The sequence below is a fragment of the Paenibacillus xylanilyticus genome (assembly GCF_047246825.1).
Classification (GTDB): Bacteria; Bacillota; Bacilli; order Paenibacillales; family Paenibacillaceae; genus Paenibacillus; species Paenibacillus xylanilyticus_B.
Map to the genome: position 1 here is coordinate 84,371 of NZ_JBFOLB010000001.1, position 16,123 is coordinate 100,493.

The window sequence follows — 16,123 nt, forward strand, 5'->3', positions numbered from 1 at the left end:
GGTTGTCCTGGCAAACAGGACAGCCTCTTTGTGTATTTCAATACATCTGATTCGCTGCAGAAAATGCTAGTGAATATCGCGGAAAAGGCCAATGACTTTACCTAAAATGCTTACGTGTTTTAAACGAAGTGGTTCAAATGTAGCATTCTCAGGCTGAAGACGAATGTGATCTTTTTCTTTGTAAAATGTTTTGACCGTTGCTTCGTCATCTTCAGTCATCGCAACGACAATATCACCGTTATCTGCTGTTTGCTGCTGGCGCACAATAACATAGTCTCCATTGACGATCCCTGCTTCAATCATACTGTCTCCAACGACAGAGAGCATGAATACCTTCTGTTCACCCACATAATGAGTGGGAAGCGGGAAGTAATCTTCAATGTTCTCTGTTGCAGTAATAGGGACCCCTGCTGTGACTTTACCTACAACAGGAATGCGGGCAACACTATGTGCAAACTGATGGGAGTGCTCGGATTCCTCTTGACTTAACAGTTCAATGGCTCTTGGTTTGGTAGGGTCACGTCTAATTAGACCTTTCTTCTCCAAGCGATCCAAGTGTCCGTGGACCGTTGAGCTGGAAGCCAGTCCAACAGCTTCTCCAATTTCTCGTACGGAAGGAGGATATCCCTTCAACCGGACTTCATTGCGTATAAACTCCAGAATAGCCTGCTGCCTGCTGGATATCTTCGACATACCGTATCAACCCCATTTTAGTAACGTTTGGGAAAATTATAACATAGAACCTCCGTTCGTACAAACATAAGTTCTAAATAAAATGCGATAAAAATCAACGATTTTTGATGGGAGTATAGCGTATGTTACCAAATCGAAATGAAAAGTGAGTATATGACTGTTATTTATAATCAAGTTACAGAAATTAGGTGATGAAAATAAAGCGAACAATTGTTCTAAAAATCTGTTGTACAAAACAAGTGTTCGTGTTATATTGATTTCAACAGATAGGAACAAACGTTTGGAGGACGATTGATATGAGATATTCTACTTATCAAAGTATTTATGAACCGGTGAATTCGGAAGCGGTCAAGTCTAACATAGGTAATGTTAAAAGATTGTTTGCAGATGCCAAGATTCCAACATGGATGTTGAAATTGATTATGGTATCGTTAATCATATTTGTTGGTTGCAGTACCGTTTTGACTGTATTTGCAGGGGATGAGGGTGACGTTCTTCCCGGGGGGAAAATAGCAGTGTCTCAGGGAGAGACGCTATGGAGCATTTCTTTGGAACATAAACCGGAAAATATGGATACACGTGTATATATAGAAGCAATGAAGAAAGTAAATCAACTTGAATCGACTTCAATACAAGCAGGGCAAGTACTGATTTTGCCTCAGTTTACACCCTAATTTCACGATTCATACGACCGTGTAAGTAGTAGCCTTGACAAGCTGCCTCGATCATGTCAAAGTTAGTATGACTTTGTATTTTTGGAGGGGACAAGCTTGGATATAGATAGCCTGGTAGCACGTATTAATGAATTGGCTCGTAAACAAAAGTCCACTGGACTGACGGAGGAAGAACTTGCTGAACGGGCCAAGCTTAGAGAAATTTACTTGAGCAACATCCGTAGCAACTTCAGACAGCAACTGGATTCTATTGAAATTGTAGATGATGAAAACGATCAAGGCCGCCAAGGCAAACTCAAACACTAAAAGAAACCTAATGATATCATGATGATATTTAGGTTTCTTCCTGTTATTTTGAGAATGCAAATTTATAGGGGGAATGTCGGTTTGCGTTTTATGTAAGCCGATACAAGGATGACATAAGGGGGATTCTCATGGCTCGTTCGTTCGAGAGAACGGTTCGGAAAAATTCAAAGCAGTTGAATCAGCAGCGTAAAAAAAATGGTCAACCGATTTCGGGTACGCCCGGTGAAGACATTTTTAAAGGACGCAGTCTACTGTTTCCTATTTTCCTGATCGGACTAGCGTTTTTGTATCTGTTTATGAGCACATTTCTGGTTAAAGCTCCGATGACAACATGGGACTGGGTTACCATGCTGTTGTATGTATTTTTGGCTGTGATCTTTATGCTTCGCCGTCCTTACATCAAAATTGGCAGCAACCGGATTATAACAACCAAAGGAAATCGTGAACGCTCCATCGGAGTAGATGACATCGTTAAGTTCCGATTCGAGCAGGGAACGGTAGTTATCGAGCATAACAGCCGTGGGAAAAGATGGGTGTTCACTAAACTGTTGAACCGTTATGATACAGATGCAATTTCGGAACGACTTCTGAAGTTTGCCAAAGCACATCAAATTACTGTAGAAACAGACGAGAAAAAGTAATTATTCACAAAGGGGAAGATGACCGGAATGGCATTAAAAGCGATTTTGTTCGACCTGGATGATACTTTGTTGTGGGATGAACGCAGTGTGCGTGAAGCGTTCCATGAAACTTGCCTGCTTGCTTCGCAAGAAACCGGCATTAATGCTGAGGAACTAGAAGAAGCAGTTCGTAATGAAGCTCGTAGTCTGTATGAATCTTATGAAACTTTCCCGTTTACCAAAATGATTGGCATTAATCCTTTTGAAGGTTTATGGGCTAACTTTACAGGTGGCGACCAACCTGAGTTCCGTCAATTGGAACAACTTGCTCCTGTGTATCGCAAGGAGTCATGGCGTCGTGGATTGTTGAAGCTGGGTGTGGATCGGGAAGACTTGGCTGAACGTCTCGCTTCACAATTCGGGGCAGAGCGTAGATCCAGACCTCATGTATATGAGGAAACGATGGATACGTTGCGACAATTGCAAGGGAAGTTCAAGCTTTTGCTGTTAACTAACGGTTGTCCAGCTCTTCAACAAGAGAAGTTGGACGGTGTACCTGAGCTGGCTCCTTTCTTTGATGAGATTATTATTTCGGGTACCTTCGGTAAGGGGAAACCTGACCCGTCAATCTTTGAGCATGCACTTAGCAAACTTGAAGTGAAACCAGAAGAGAGTCTGATGGTAGGGGATAAACTTACTACCGATATTCGTGGAGCTCTATCTGCAGGTATTCAGTCTGTCTGGATTAACCGTGAAAATAAGGTGAACCCGGAGTCGTTTGTACCTGATCATGAAATTAAGCATTTGTCGGAAATAGAGCGTATCATTGCTAACTTCTGATACCTCCATAATGAATATTATCTAGCCAAACATTGATAACTCAGCGAGTGATGCAAAATCATTCAATAAGTTATCAATGTTTTTTTACTTAATGCTACTTTATAACTGTAATGTGTTGAAGTTTGAAAAAATAATAAAAAAAAGTTATTGAAATGTTGGAACTGCTGATTTAGAATGTAACTAACATACTAGTATGACTAGTATGGAAATCACCCAAAGCGGTTATCTTTTGACAAATCCAAGTTATGGAATCAGAAGTTATTGCTTTATTATTTTTATGTACATTGTAAGCGTTTTACATAGTTTTGGGAAATATTAATTTTTGGAATACAACAGGTATAGATGAGGTTGAGCAGCAAGATAACAATCTGGACCTAAGTGTATCCATTAAAATCATTTTAAATTGATATCGCTTACATTACCAAATGTTTATTTCGCAGTGGGGGTGAAATTTCTGCAAGGTCTTCGATAGAGAAGAGAAGATGGGAGTTGTCATGAAGTACTTTTGATTTTATCAAGTTTATTGATCGGAGTGAATCAGACATGAAGTCAGAAACTGCTAAAACCACGCTTACGATGACCTCATTACGTAAAGAAAGCAGGTTAAGAACAGCTGGAGCCTTACTCCGCAAAGATTGGCAGCTGTATTCACTATTAATACTTCCAGTGATCTATCTGATTATTTTCAAATACGGACCCATGATTGGTAATGTGATTGCCTTTAGAAGATTTGTACCCGGAGGCAGCATTTTTGGTGAAACTTGGGTTGGGTTAAGGTATTTCCAGATGTTCGTACAAGATCCAACGTTTTGGAAAGTATTTGGAAATACATTAATACTAGGTGGGCTTGCATTACTATTCACTTTCCCGGTTCCAATTATCTTTGCTCTGCTTTTGAACGAAGTGAAAAGTAAACGCTTTAAAAAGTTTGTTCAGACTGCATCCTATCTACCGCATTTCTTATCCATCGTTATCGTAGCCGGAATGATTTTGCAGTTAACCGCAGTTAATGGATCAATTAATGGCTTGGTTGCATTCTTTACCGGAGACAACATTCCTTTTATGCAGCGTGCCGAATGGTTCAGAACGATCTATATTAGTTCTGAAATTTGGCAAGGTATGGGCTGGGGAGCTATTTTGTATCTTGCAGCTTTAACCACAATTGATGATTCCCTGTATGAGGCTGCACGTATCGATGGTGCAAATCGCTGGAAACAAACCATTCATGTAACCATTCCGGGCATTTTGCCAACGATCGTTACATTGTTGATTCTGAATATGGGTAATTTTCTTGCCGTCGGGTTTGAGAAAATTCTCCTCCTTTACAATCCGCTGATCTATGACACATCAGACGTGATTTCCACTTATCTGTATCGGGTAGGTTTGCAATCCAGCAACTTTAGTTATGCTACTGCGATTGGATTATTCGAATCACTCATTGGACTTATCTTGGTATTCTCGGTAAATGCAATCTCACGCAGATTAACACAACGAAGCTTGTGGTAAAGGAGGAGCAACATGCAGGAATCAAAATCATACAAAGTGTTCAAAGTGTTTAACGCCATCTTTTTGCTGCTCGTGGTGTTCATCACGCTCTATCCATTCCTGAATGTCGTAGCACAATCTTTCAGTAGTGAATCCTATATCAATTCAGGGAAAGTCAGCATCATCCCGAGAGGTTTCAATGTAGACACGTACAAGACAATCTCTCGAGACAGCATGTTCTGGACCAATTATAAAAATACGATTATCTACACTGTGGTGGGTACGTTGATATCCATGTTCATGACAACCATATTCGCGTATGCAATCTCCAAAAAGAGATTAATGGGACGCAAGTTCTGGACGATGTTCGCCGTGTTCACCATGTTTTTCAGTGGCGGATTGATTCCAAACTATGTCCTGATTAATTCCCTTGGCATGAACAATACGATGTGGGCGTTGGTTGTCCCTGGTGCAATCAGCATCTATAACATGTTAATTATGAAATCATTTTTCGAGAACATGCCGGAGGAACTGGAGGAAGCTGCAGCCATCGACGGTTTGAACACATACGGTATTTTACTTCGCATCATATTACCGCTGAGTAAGGCTGTAATGGCTACGATGGTTCTGTTTTATGCGGTGGGTCACTGGAACTCATGGTTTCCGGCTTTCCTGTACCTCGACAAAAAAGAGCTGTTCCCTGTGACCATCTATCTGCGCAACATGATTGCGGGTGCAACAGGAGGAGCTTCGGCTGGCGCATCAGCCGACAATTTGACTCAAATCTCTGCAAATATCAAGTCGGTAACAATGGTACTGACAATCCTGCCAATTCTCACGATATATCCTTTTGTACAAAGATACTTTGTAACCGGTATCATGTTGGGATCTGTTAAACAGTAATTCCAATCAATATAGTTAATATCTTCTCTAAGTAAGGCCAACCTAAACCACATGCAGGGGGACAATGGAATGAAAAAGAGACCACGCAAGCTTGTAGGCAAGATGGTTTTGGCAACAATGATGAGTGTCGTTTTGGCAGCATGCAGCAGCGGTGCTGGCACAGAGAAAGCTGAACCCGAATCTAAGGGTGCAATGGAATCCTACAGTGTGGGTGAGACGTTTAAAGCGTCAGAGCCGTTTAACTTATCCATTCTTTATAGTGATCAGCCAGCCTATCCATACAAGAAAGATTGGTTGCTTTTCCAAAAAATCACCGAGTTGACGGGTGTGACATTGGATCCTACGATCGTACCGATGTCCGATTATCCTCAGAAAAGATCTCTTTTGATCAGTTCAGGAGATGCACCTCTGGTTATTCCTAAAACCTATCCGGGCGAAGAATCTGCCTTTGTATCATCTGGTGCGGTTTTGCCAGTAAGTGATTATGTTGACTTGATGCCTAATTTCAAGGACAAGGTAGAGAAGTGGGGACTTGAGGACGAACTGGAGGGTCTCCGACAGGAAGATGGTAAGTATTACGTTCTCCCTGGTTTGCATGAAGAAGTGTGGCCTGACTATACACTGATTGTTAGAACGGATGTCTTCGAGAAAAATAATATTCCGATCCCTACGACATGGGATGAATTATATGAGGCTGCCAAGAAATTGAAGGAGATTTATCCGGACTCCATTCCATTCTCGGACCGCTTTGAATTCAACAGCACCTTAAATATTGCCGCTGCTGGTTTTGGAACCAAGGGAGGTTGGGGCTTCGGCAACGGCCTTACGTACAAGGAAGACAAGGATGAATTCGTATATACATCCACTACACCTGAGTACAAAGAGATGCTGACGTACTTTAACAAACTGGTGTCTGAAGGGCTCCTGGACAAGGAAAGTTTAACTCAAGATGACGATCAGGCAATACAAAAATTTGTCTCAGGCAAATCGTTTATCATTAACGGCAACTCTCAAACGGTTGTTCTGCACCGCAATGATATGAATAAAACATTGGGCGAAGGCAACTTCTCCATTGCAAAAATTACAGTTCCAGGTGGACCAAAAGGACAATTGATGTCTGGATCACGTCTTGAAAACGGTGTCATGATCTCCGGTAAAATTAAAGAAAGCGCAAACTTCAAAGCAATAATGCAATTTATTGACTGGTTATATTATAGTGATGAAGGCCAGGAGTTCACCAAATGGGGCGTTGAAGGAGAGACTTTTACCAAACAGGATGGTGTGCGCAAACTTGCGGATGATGTGAACTATAACGGATTGAATCCTAAAGGCACAAAGGATCTGCGTATTGATTACGGTTTCTCCGGCGGTGTATTTGCGTATGGTGGAACTACAGATCTGCTGCATTCCATGTTTAGTGAGGAAGAGTTGAAATTCCAGCAGGACATGAAGGATACCAAGGAAGTTATTCCGGCTGAACCGCCAATTCCATACTCAGACATTGACCGTGAACAGGTGACATTGCTCAGTACTCCTCTTAAGGATTACTCGGACCAAAATACACTCAAATTTATTTTGGGCGAACGCAGTCTCGACGAGTTTGATGCATTTGTGCAAGAACTGGAAGGCCAAGGATTGTCCCAATATCTACAGATTTCCAATGACACGTACAAAAAGTATAAAGAAAACAAACAGCAGTAGCAGATAAGCGAAGTTTAATCCATTGCCGTTTCGCTGAGAGCATTTTAGTGGAACGGCAATTTATGCTAAGATGAATGAATACGGCTGAGAGGAAGAGGTTAAGGAATGTCACTTAATCAAAAGATTAGAGGTTCGACCCGGGCTTATTCATACAATCTGATCAAGGAAAGAATTCTGCATCTTGAACTGGAGCCTGGTACGAAGATTTCGGAGAAAGAAATTGCGGACGAACTTGAGGTTAGCAGAACTCCAGTCCGCGAAGCTTTTATGAAGCTTGCTGAAGAGGAACTCTTGGATATTATCCCGCAGAGCGGAACAATCGTCTCACATATTAATCTGGAGCATGTTGAAGAAGGCAGATTTATGCGAGAAAAAATAGAGAAGGAAATTGTAGCACTGGCTTGTGTCTCATTTGCAGAAGAATTCAAATTCAGGTTGGAAACCAATATCGCCATGCAGGAAGTGTGCATGGACAAGAAAAACTTCTATCGGCTGTTCGAACTGGATGAGGAGTTTCACCAAATCCTGTTTCAGGGCACTGGTAAAATGAGATCATGGAAAATGCTTCAGCAGCTCAACATTCCGTTTAATCGTTTGCGCATCCTCCGCTTGTCTGAAGACATTAACTCGGAAATTATTATCTCCCAACACAAGGAAATCTACCAGCTCATCAAGGAACGCCAAACCGAACAAGCAATGAAGGTGATGGAAGCTCATCTTAGATTGGTCGTCGTTGAACAGGAGACGGTCAAAGCAAAGTATCCACATTATTTTATATAGTCAAATTAATGTAGTATAATGGTCCAAAACGCAACAAACCCCTGTTCTAATGGACAGGGGTTTGTTGAATGAACGATAACATCTATATATATGATTACGCTTGTTTAATAAACGTTGGATCAGGGTATGGGTCAGCAACCCAACCATCTTTTTCAATAAAGAGACGAACAGCAATAATCTGTTTGTTCTCCATCAACGTGAAGAAGTGCGGGGTATTCTCTGGTACAGAAATGACGTCTCCAGGAGATAATTCTACATTAAAGTAACCTACGTCATCCGTGCCTTTGATAACAAAGATACCTTTACCCGCAACAATTGCGCGAATCTCATCTTCGGCATGTGTGTGGATTTCTTCGAACTTGGCCAGCTTTTCTTCAATGTCGGGTGTTTGTTCTGACAACGTGATGACATCCCAGATCTGATATCCGCGACGTGCAGCCAGGTCTTTGATTTCATAGTCATAGGTTTCCAAAACCTGATTTTTTTGATCATCAGTCAATCCAAAGTTATTTTGCAATTCAGCACTTAATTTGGATGCATCCCATTTTTCATAAAGTACTTCATATTTGTCCAAGAAATTTCGAACATTTTCGTCTCCAGTGATACGTTCGTTCGTATTTCTGATAACAATTTCAGCCATGTTCTTTCCCTCTTTTCCACTTGGTTTAATAGATATTATATCGGATGTCTTTCTTTTTGTCGATTCGCAAATGCGACTTAGATCCTCCGAAACCCGCCATGCAACTGAATAAAACCGATCTTTCACAATAAGTTAGTTTCTGTTAAACTAAGATTTAACGTTTTGCGGGGGTGAAGATATTGGATAAGCTTAGTCTACATGATGCATTAAAACAACGAATATTAATCCTCGACGGTGCGATGGGGACCATGATTCAACAAGTTGATCTGACTGGTGCAGATTTTGGCGGAGATGATCTGGATGGATGTAACGAAATGTTGGTACTTACACGTCCAGAACTCATCCAGCGCATTCATGAAGAATATCTGGAAGCTGGTGCAGATTTAATCGAAACCAATACATTCGGAGCTACTTCGGTCGTATTGGCCGAATATGATATCCAGGATCGTGCGCGCGAGATTAACCTCGAAGCTGCTCGAATTGCGAGAGCTGCGGCAGATCGCTTTTCGACTCCGGAATCTCCAAGGTATGTGGTAGGTGCGATGGGACCAACGACCAAGACACTCTCGGTAACAGGTGGCGTAACGTTCCAGGAACTCATCGACAGCTATTCTGAGCAAGCGCTTGCTTTAATCGAGGGAGGCGTTGATGCGCTACTGCTTGAAACTTCGCAGGATACCCTCAATGTCAAAGCAGGCAGCATTGGTATCCAGCAAGCATTCGATCAGAGCGGAATTAAACTCCCATTAATGATCTCGGGGACAATAGAACCGATGGGGACAACCCTTGCCGGTCAGAACATCGAATCCTTTTATATATCCCTAGAACACCTTAACCCAATTTCAGTGGGACTAAACTGCGCAACAGGTCCAGAGTTTATGCGTGACCATATTCGTTCGCTTTCGGGAATGGCTTCTGTTGCGGTCAGCTGTTATCCAAATGCCGGTCTTCCGGATGAGAATGGTAATTATCATGAGTCACCTGATTCACTTGCTCAGAAAATAGGAGCATTTGCCGAGCAGGGATGGCTGAACATTGCGGGTGGTTGCTGCGGAACAACACCAGCACATATTCGGGCGATGCGCGATACGCTTGCCAAGTACCCCCCAAGAGAAATGAACGGAACACATCCACCTGCGTTATCCGGGATTGATCCGGTGTATATAGAGCAGGATAATCGTCCATACATGGTTGGTGAACGGACCAATGTGCTTGGATCACGGAAATTCAAGCGCCTGATCGTAGAGGGGAAATATGAAGAGGCTTCCGAAATAGCACGGGCTCAGGTAAAAAATGGTGCACACGTCGTCGACGTTTGTGTACAGGATCCGGACCGTGAAGAAGCTGAAGACATGGAAAAGTTCCTCGAACTTGTGGTCAAAAAAGTTAAAGTTCCCTTGATGATTGATACAACCGACGCGAAAGTTATCGATCTTGCTCTTCAGTACTCACAAGGGAAAGCAATAATTAACTCCATTAACCTTGAGGATGGGGAAGAGAAATTCGAGCTTGTGACGCCTCTTATTCACAAATACGGAGGAGCTGTCGTTGTAGGTACAATTGATGAACGCGGACAGGCAATCAGTCGCGAAGATAAGCTTGAAGTTGCCAAGCGTTCATATGATCTGCTGGTTAACAAGTATGGGTTGAAGGCAGAAGACCTGATTTTTGATACATTGGTTTTCCCGGTCGGTACCGGGGATGAGCAGTATATCGGTTCCGCCAAGGAAACTATTGAGGGCATTCGGGTTATTAAGGAAGCCATGCCTGAGTGTCATACGATCCTTGGTATCAGCAACATCTCATTTGGATTGCCTGAAGCCGGTCGGGAAGTGCTGAACTCTGTGTTCTTGTATGAGTGTACGAAGGCTGGTCTCGACTATGCGATTGTAAACACGGAGAAGCTTGAACGGTATGCCTCCATTCCGGAGGAAGAGCGCAGGTTATCGGAAGAGCTGTTATATAATACGAATGACGAAACACTCGCCGCATTCGTAGCTGCATTCCGTAACAAAAAGGTTGAGAAGAAAGAAAAGATCTCCAATCTTTCATTAGAAGAGCGTCTGGCCTCTTATGTTGTTGAAGGAAGCAAAGAGGGGCTGCTGCCCGATCTGGAACAGGCACTGGCCAAATACTCAGCACTCGAAGTAATCAATGGACCACTTATGCGCGGGATGGAAGAGGTAGGACGACTGTTTAACAATAATGAGCTGATTGTAGCTGAGGTTTTACAGAGTGCGGAAGTGATGAAGGCTTCGGTTGCTTATCTGGAGCAATTCATGGAGAAAAATGAAACATCGGTGAAAGGCAAGATTATTCTGGCAACGGTTAAGGGTGACGTGCATGACATCGGTAAAAACCTGGTGGAGATCATCCTGTCCAATAACGGTTACCGAATCATTAATTTGGGTATAAAAGTACCACCAGAACGAATTATCGAAGCATATAGAGAAGAAAAAGTCGATGCTATCGGTTTGTCCGGTTTGCTCGTCAAATCAGCACAGCAAATGATTGTCACAGCACAAGATTTGCGCACTGCAGGTATTGATGTGCCTATCATGGTTGGCGGAGCAGCGCTTACGCGTAAATTCACCAAAAATCGGATTCGTCCTGAATATAACGGAATGGTTGTATATGCGAAAGACGCAATGGATGGTCTTGATCTGGCCAACAAGCTGATGAACCCGAGTACCCGTGAAGTGATGCAGCTGGAGATGGAAGCTGAAAAAGAAGCGGATGCATCCAACATTGAATCCGTTAAGCCGCTACCTGAGCTCACTCGAGTCGAACGATCGGATATTGCAATCGATAACCCGGTACTCGTTCCACCAGATTTGGAGCGGCACACGCTCCGGAATTATCCGCTGTCGCACATTCTGCCATATGTTAACATGCAGATGCTGCTTGGTCATCACCTTGGTCTACGGGGTTCTGTAGAGCAGCTGCTCGCCTCAGGTGACCCCAAGGCAACGGACCTCAAAGCAGTCGTAGATGGGATCATGCAGGAAGCTGTCCGGGATGGAATTATTCAGGCACATGCCATGTATCGCTTTTTCCCGGCACAATCCAGCGGTAACAGTGTCATCATCTACGATCCGGAGAACACGAGCAATATTTTGCATACATTCACCTTCCCGCGACAAAAGGTCGAACCATTCCTGTGTCTGTCGGACTTCCTGAAGCCCGTGGAATCCGGACAGATGGATTATGTTGGTTTCATGGTTGTAACGGCCGGACATGGTGTTCGCGAGCTATCAACGGCTTGGAAAGAGCAAGGGGATTACCTTCGTTCGCATGCTTTGCAATCCGTAGCGCTTGAAGTGGCAGAGGGATTAGCTGAACGGGTGCATCATATGATGAGAGATATCTGGGGCTTCCCGGATCCTGCGAACATGACCATGAAACAGCGTCACGGCGCGCGTTACCAAGGTATACGGGTGTCGTTTGGATATCCGGCTTGTCCGGATTTGGAAGATCAGGGACCGCTCTTCAAGCTGATGCAGCCTGAGGACATTGGCGTGGAATTGACGGAAGGTTTCATGATGGAACCTGAAGCATCCGTGTCAGCGATGGTATTCAGCCATCCACAAGCCAAGTATTTTAACGTTGAAAAAGCATAATAATGAAGAGGTCAGGCAGAGCCCTCCGCATCGTCGGAGGCTTTTTGCTGGCAACAGAAAGAGGTGCAATCCGGATGGAACTATATTTCCTGGGAACTAACGCTGGTGTACCTACGCTGCAGCGGAATGTAACTTCCATTGGGCTCCGCATGTTGGATGAGCGAAGAGCTTTGTGGTTGTTTGACTGCGGGGAAGGAACCCAGCACCAGATTTTAAGTTCACCGCTAAAATTGAGTAAATTGGAGAAAATATTCATCACCCATCTTCACGGGGATCATGTATTCGGGCTTCCGGGCCTGCTTTCCAGCAGAGCTTATCAGGGAGGAACTCCCCCTCTTACGGTCTATGGACCGCCTGGAACGGAACGCATGATTACGACAGTCATGGAGTTAAGCCAGTCACGGATTAACTACGAGTTGAAGATTATCGAGCATACGGGTGGATTGCTGTTTGAAGATGAAAGCTTCATTGTAGAGTCCGCATTGCTCGAACACCGAATCGACAGCTATGGGTACCGAATTACCGAGAAGGATCGTCCAGGCAGCCTCGATCAGGTTAAACTGGCAGAGTACGGTTTGAAGCCTGGTCCTCTCTTTGGTCGTCTTAAGCGCGGAGAGACTATTACTCTGGAAGATGGCAGTATGGTTCGTCCAGAGGATGTGCTCGGGGCTCCGAAGCGTGGCAAAGTGATAACGATTCTGGGTGATACGCGTCCATGTGAAAATGTGTTGCCTCTTGCTCAGCATGCAGATGTACTTGTACATGAAGCTACCTTTATGGACGATTTAGCGGATACGGCTCATGAGTACTATCACAGCACTGCAAAGCAAGCGGCCGAGGCGGCGAGAGCAGCAAAGGTTGGAGAACTGATCATGACGCATTTTAGCTCACGCTACAAGGATGAAGATCAACTGCAGCCACTTTTGGAAGAGGCAAGAACCGTATTTCCAAACTCTAGACTGGCAAACGAGCATCAATTGATTCCTGTCATTTACCATCAGGAAATTTCCCGGCCTTGAATAGAGAGATGACGATTCAAAAACAGTTTGGTTAAAGACGGTAACTGAACGGGACTGAGGGGAGGGATGTGCCCTGAGGTCCCTTTTGCAATCTGGTCAGAAAGCGTGTAGGATGGGCAATATGAGCAGGAAATGAATCAAATTATTTTCCGGGAAAGCGCAGGAAATGACAAGCTTGTACAGAAGACGCGCGTGTCAAAACGTCTGAGTTCGATTCGGTTCGACTTGTTGCGTGTTTATACGAGCAATCCCATATTTTCATCTGGAATACATAGCTATGGTTCAAGAATCAATGGAATTTTAATTATGGAATTTTAATTAAGGACATGAATTATTAATGGTCTAAAGAAAGGAAGTGCTCTGTATGATTAAGGCCTATCTGATTGATCTGGATGGTACTCTCTATCATGGTAAACATCGGATTGAGGGAGCGGATAAGCTTATTCAGACACTGAATGATCAAGCTGTGCCATATCTGTTTGTAACAAATAACTCTTCCCGTACACCGCAAGGGGTGGCAGATCACTTGAACGGTATGGGAATTCCAGCGGAAGCTTCTCAGGTATGCACCTCAGCTGTAGCTGCTGCCGAATATGTGGCTGAAGAGTCGCCGGGTGCCAAGGTTGCTTGTATTGGAGAAGAAGGACTGCTTCAGGCCATTGAAGAAGCGGGATTACTGCTGACGGAAGATAAGCCTGAATACGTTATTCAAGGCATTGATCGTGAATTTTCGTATAATAAGCTAACCAAGGCACTGCGCTGGATCAATGATGGGGCAAAATCCATTATGACCAACCCTGATCTACAGCTTCCTTCGGATGATGGACTGACGCCGGGAGCGGGTACGATTGGTGCAGCGATTGAAGCGGCTACTGGTGTATCGCCAACGGTGATCGGCAAGCCTTCGAGCATTATCATGAAATCGGCGATAAGTCGCTTAAATCTAAAAGCTGATGAAGTTGCTGTGATCGGGGACAATATGCGTACCGATATTGCAGCAGGAGCAGGAGCCGGATGTGAGACACTCTTAGTACTGACAGGTGTCACGACGAAACAAAATATGGATGGTCATATCAACGCAACGAAAGTACGACCTGATCATGTGTTTGATGATTTGCATAATCTGATTGAGTGGCTGTCGCAACAAGCAGGCCATGCATCCAAGAAGGGATAGATAACGATGCCGGAACTGCCGGAAATGGAAAACTACCGGACATTATTGTCCGCGGAGATACTTGACTTACTTATAACGGGTGTAACCGTCAATCGGGATAAATCCATTAACAAGGAGCCTGAGGAATTCGCTCGCGAACTTACAGGCAATCGCATCATTTTTGTGGAACGACGGGCAAAACATCTTATTTTTCATTTGGCAAATGGAAAACGTCTAGTGCTCCATCTCATGCTGGGAGGCATGATTTTCTGGGGGACTGAAGCAGAGCGTCCTGATCGATCCACACAAGTTGAGATTCAATTTGGAGATCGCATCTTGTTCTTTATCGGACTTCGATTGGGGTATTTACACCTGCTTACATCCAAGGAGACAGAAGAAGCCATGTCCGATCTTGGACCTGAACCACTTGATCGGCGCATGAACCCTGAACGCTTTGCTTCATTGCTGAAGGGCCGTCGAGGCACGCTGAAAACGACCTTAGTTAATCAGCACATTATAGCGGGGATTGGCAATTGTTACTCGGACGAGATTGCTTTTGCTGCAGGTTTGAGACCTGGCTCCAAAACGCAGAATATCGCCAACTCGCCTGAGTTGACAGAGCGTTTATTCCGTTCCATGCAGTCTGTGCTTCGTGAGGCAGCTTCTGAAGGCGGTTATATGGAGATGCCTCTAATGCAAGGAGATACAAAGACTGGAAGTTTTGATGAGCAATGCCGGGTGTACGACCGTGAGGGGGAAAGCTGTCCGCGTTGCGGGGGAACCATCGAACGAGTGGAAATTACGGGTAAGAAGGCTTTCTTCTGTCCGAATTGTCAGCATGAGGCCTAATCACGGAATCGGGGCACATGTCAGTACGAGAGGCGGTTTTTTTCAAGCAGCCAAGAGGGCGTATGAGATGGGGGCCACGGCTTTTCAATATTTTCCGAAAAACCCCCGGAGCCTTGGCTTGAAAGAACCTGATCTTAAAAATGCTGAACGGTGCCGGGAGTGGTGTGAGGAGCATGGTATCGCATCCATCGCGCATTCACCCTATCCAACGAATCCGGCTTTGGGCATGACTCGTGGAGAGGCGGGTTTTCATGCAATTATAGCTTCCATACGAAATGATCTTGATATTGCGGAGGCCTGTGGTTCAGTAGGAACCGTGGTTCATTTCGGTCATCTCAAGAGTGATCAACCGCTCGAAGGATATCAAAATCTCATTCATTGCTTGGATACGGTTTTAAAAGATTGGAATGGTCGGGCCAAAATACTGCTCGAAAACCAGGCTGGTGATCATGGGCCAATGGGCACGACGATGGAAGAAATGATTCAGATTCGCAAGCTAAGCCAGTTTCCGGAGCATATTGCTTTTTGTTTCGACACATGTCATGCTTTTGCTTCAGGAATGTGGTCAAGCAATACTGAACAGGATATGCTCCAAAAGGGAAGACAGCTGGGATACTGGGACTCACTTGCTGCTGTTCATTTCAATGACTCCAAATATGCTTCCGGTTCGTGCAAGGATCGACATGCCCGAATCGGGCAGGGATATATAGGCAGCAAAGCGATGCAAGAATTGCTTCGAGCGCCTGAGTTTCAGCAGGCTGTTGTTGTGCTGGAAACCGAAACAGGTGAAGATGGGACGCACAAAGGTGATATTGATGTCATGCGTTCCTGGCTTTAAAT

Annotated in this window: 15 protein-coding genes; 13 read left to right on the forward strand and 2 right to left on the reverse strand. The window is 44.2% G+C overall.

The annotated features are described in order from the left end of the window. Positions 1-66: 66 nt before the first annotated feature. Positions 67-693 carry a transcriptional repressor LexA gene (lexA, locus tag AB3N00_RS00395; protein WP_056689962.1) on the reverse strand — a complete coding sequence of 209 codons (627 nt, stop codon included), beginning with the start codon at positions 691-693 and terminating at the stop codon, positions 67-69. A gap of 296 nt (positions 694-989) precedes the next feature. Here lexA and AB3N00_RS00400 point away from each other — a divergent pair, with 296 nt between their 5' ends. The 8 genes from AB3N00_RS00400 (at position 990) to AB3N00_RS00435 (ending at position 8,002) form a co-directional block, all read left to right on the forward strand. After that, positions 990-1,367: a LysM peptidoglycan-binding domain-containing protein gene (locus AB3N00_RS00400; protein ID WP_413032781.1), complete on the forward strand. Its 378-nt coding sequence runs from the start codon at positions 990-992 to the stop codon at positions 1,365-1,367. A 96-nt stretch (positions 1,368-1,463) separates the two neighbouring features. Then, positions 1,464-1,673, forward strand: a complete 210-nt coding sequence (locus AB3N00_RS00405) for a DUF896 domain-containing protein (RefSeq protein WP_175399051.1) — start codon at positions 1,464-1,466, stop codon at positions 1,671-1,673. A gap of 128 nt (positions 1,674-1,801) precedes the next feature. Next, positions 1,802-2,314, forward strand: a complete 513-nt coding sequence (locus AB3N00_RS00410; protein WP_095286441.1) for a hypothetical protein — start codon at positions 1,802-1,804, stop codon at positions 2,312-2,314. 27 nt (positions 2,315-2,341) lie between these two features. Then, positions 2,342-3,133: an HAD family hydrolase gene (locus AB3N00_RS00415; RefSeq protein WP_413032782.1), complete on the forward strand. Its 792-nt coding sequence runs from the start codon at positions 2,342-2,344 to the stop codon at positions 3,131-3,133. 576 nt (positions 3,134-3,709) lie between these two features. After that, the gene (locus AB3N00_RS00420) at positions 3,710-4,639 is read left to right on the forward strand and encodes an ABC transporter permease (RefSeq protein WP_397332667.1); all 930 of its coding nucleotides are present in this window, start codon (positions 3,710-3,712) and stop codon (positions 4,637-4,639) included. Between the two features lie 12 nt (positions 4,640-4,651). Next, positions 4,652-5,521, forward strand: a complete 870-nt coding sequence (locus tag AB3N00_RS00425) for a carbohydrate ABC transporter permease (RefSeq protein WP_175399047.1) — start codon at positions 4,652-4,654, stop codon at positions 5,519-5,521. A gap of 69 nt (positions 5,522-5,590) precedes the next feature. Next, positions 5,591-7,222, forward strand: a complete 1,632-nt coding sequence (locus AB3N00_RS00430) for an extracellular solute-binding protein (protein ID WP_413032783.1) — start codon at positions 5,591-5,593, stop codon at positions 7,220-7,222. Positions 7,223-7,327: 105 nt separating this feature from the next. Continuing rightward, positions 7,328-8,002 (forward strand): GntR family transcriptional regulator, encoded by a 675-nt coding sequence (locus AB3N00_RS00435; protein ID WP_413032784.1) that lies wholly within the window; start codon positions 7,328-7,330, stop codon positions 8,000-8,002. Positions 8,003-8,096: 94 nt separating this feature from the next. On the opposite strand, the gene AB3N00_RS00440 is transcribed toward AB3N00_RS00435, so the two are convergent. Next, the gene (locus AB3N00_RS00440) at positions 8,097-8,642 is read right to left on the reverse strand and encodes a cupin domain-containing protein (RefSeq protein ID WP_239296289.1); all 546 of its coding nucleotides are present in this window, start codon (positions 8,640-8,642) and stop codon (positions 8,097-8,099) included. A gap of 179 nt (positions 8,643-8,821) precedes the next feature. On the opposite strand from AB3N00_RS00440, the gene metH reads away from it, so the two are divergent. The 5 genes from metH (at position 8,822) to AB3N00_RS00465 (ending at position 16,121) form a co-directional block, all read left to right on the forward strand. Continuing rightward, the gene (gene metH / locus AB3N00_RS00445; protein ID WP_413032785.1) at positions 8,822-12,262 is read left to right on the forward strand and encodes a methionine synthase; all 3,441 of its coding nucleotides are present in this window, start codon (positions 8,822-8,824) and stop codon (positions 12,260-12,262) included. A gap of 74 nt (positions 12,263-12,336) precedes the next feature. Next, positions 12,337-13,281, forward strand: a complete 945-nt coding sequence (gene rnz, locus AB3N00_RS00450; protein WP_413032786.1) for a ribonuclease Z — start codon at positions 12,337-12,339, stop codon at positions 13,279-13,281. 364 nt (positions 13,282-13,645) lie between these two features. Continuing rightward, on the forward strand, positions 13,646-14,455 hold the full coding sequence (locus AB3N00_RS00455; RefSeq protein ID WP_413032787.1) for a TIGR01457 family HAD-type hydrolase: 810 nt from the start codon (positions 13,646-13,648) through the stop codon (positions 14,453-14,455). A 6-nt stretch (positions 14,456-14,461) separates the two neighbouring features. Continuing rightward, on the forward strand, positions 14,462-15,283 hold the full coding sequence (locus AB3N00_RS00460) for an Fpg/Nei family DNA glycosylase (protein ID WP_413032788.1): 822 nt from the start codon (positions 14,462-14,464) through the stop codon (positions 15,281-15,283). Next, entirely contained in the window at positions 15,273-16,121 is an 849-nt protein-coding gene (locus tag AB3N00_RS00465) for a deoxyribonuclease IV (RefSeq protein WP_413032789.1), read from the forward strand. Before AB3N00_RS00460 ends, AB3N00_RS00465 begins: the two co-directional genes overlap by 11 nt. The last annotated feature ends 2 nt before the right edge of the window (positions 16,122-16,123 follow it).

Excerpts from the sequence above, each read along its gene's own strand:
- lexA (WP_056689962.1), bottom strand. The coding sequence starts at position 693 with ATGTCGAAGATATCCAGCAGGCAGCAGGCTATTCTGGAGTTTATACGC.
- AB3N00_RS00400 (WP_413032781.1), top strand. The coding sequence starts at position 990 with ATGAGATATTCTACTTATCAAAGTATTTATGAACCGGTGAATTCGGAA.
- AB3N00_RS00410 (WP_095286441.1), top strand. The coding sequence starts at position 1,802 with ATGGCTCGTTCGTTCGAGAGAACGGTTCGGAAAAATTCAAAGCAGTTG.
- AB3N00_RS00415 (WP_413032782.1), top strand. The coding sequence starts at position 2,342 with ATGGCATTAAAAGCGATTTTGTTCGACCTGGATGATACTTTGTTGTGG.
- AB3N00_RS00420 (WP_397332667.1), top strand. The coding sequence starts at position 3,710 with ATGACCTCATTACGTAAAGAAAGCAGGTTAAGAACAGCTGGAGCCTTA.
- AB3N00_RS00425 (WP_175399047.1), top strand. The coding sequence starts at position 4,652 with ATGCAGGAATCAAAATCATACAAAGTGTTCAAAGTGTTTAACGCCATC.
- AB3N00_RS00430 (WP_413032783.1), top strand. The coding sequence starts at position 5,591 with ATGAAAAAGAGACCACGCAAGCTTGTAGGCAAGATGGTTTTGGCAACA.
- AB3N00_RS00435 (WP_413032784.1), top strand. The coding sequence starts at position 7,328 with ATGTCACTTAATCAAAAGATTAGAGGTTCGACCCGGGCTTATTCATAC.
- AB3N00_RS00440 (WP_239296289.1), bottom strand. The coding sequence starts at position 8,642 with ATGGCTGAAATTGTTATCAGAAATACGAACGAACGTATCACTGGAGAC.
- rnz (WP_413032786.1), top strand. The coding sequence starts at position 12,337 with ATGGAACTATATTTCCTGGGAACTAACGCTGGTGTACCTACGCTGCAG.
- AB3N00_RS00455 (WP_413032787.1), top strand. The coding sequence starts at position 13,646 with ATGATTAAGGCCTATCTGATTGATCTGGATGGTACTCTCTATCATGGT.
- AB3N00_RS00460 (WP_413032788.1), top strand. The coding sequence starts at position 14,462 with ATGCCGGAACTGCCGGAAATGGAAAACTACCGGACATTATTGTCCGCG.
- AB3N00_RS00465 (WP_413032789.1), top strand. The coding sequence starts at position 15,273 with ATGAGGCCTAATCACGGAATCGGGGCACATGTCAGTACGAGAGGCGGT.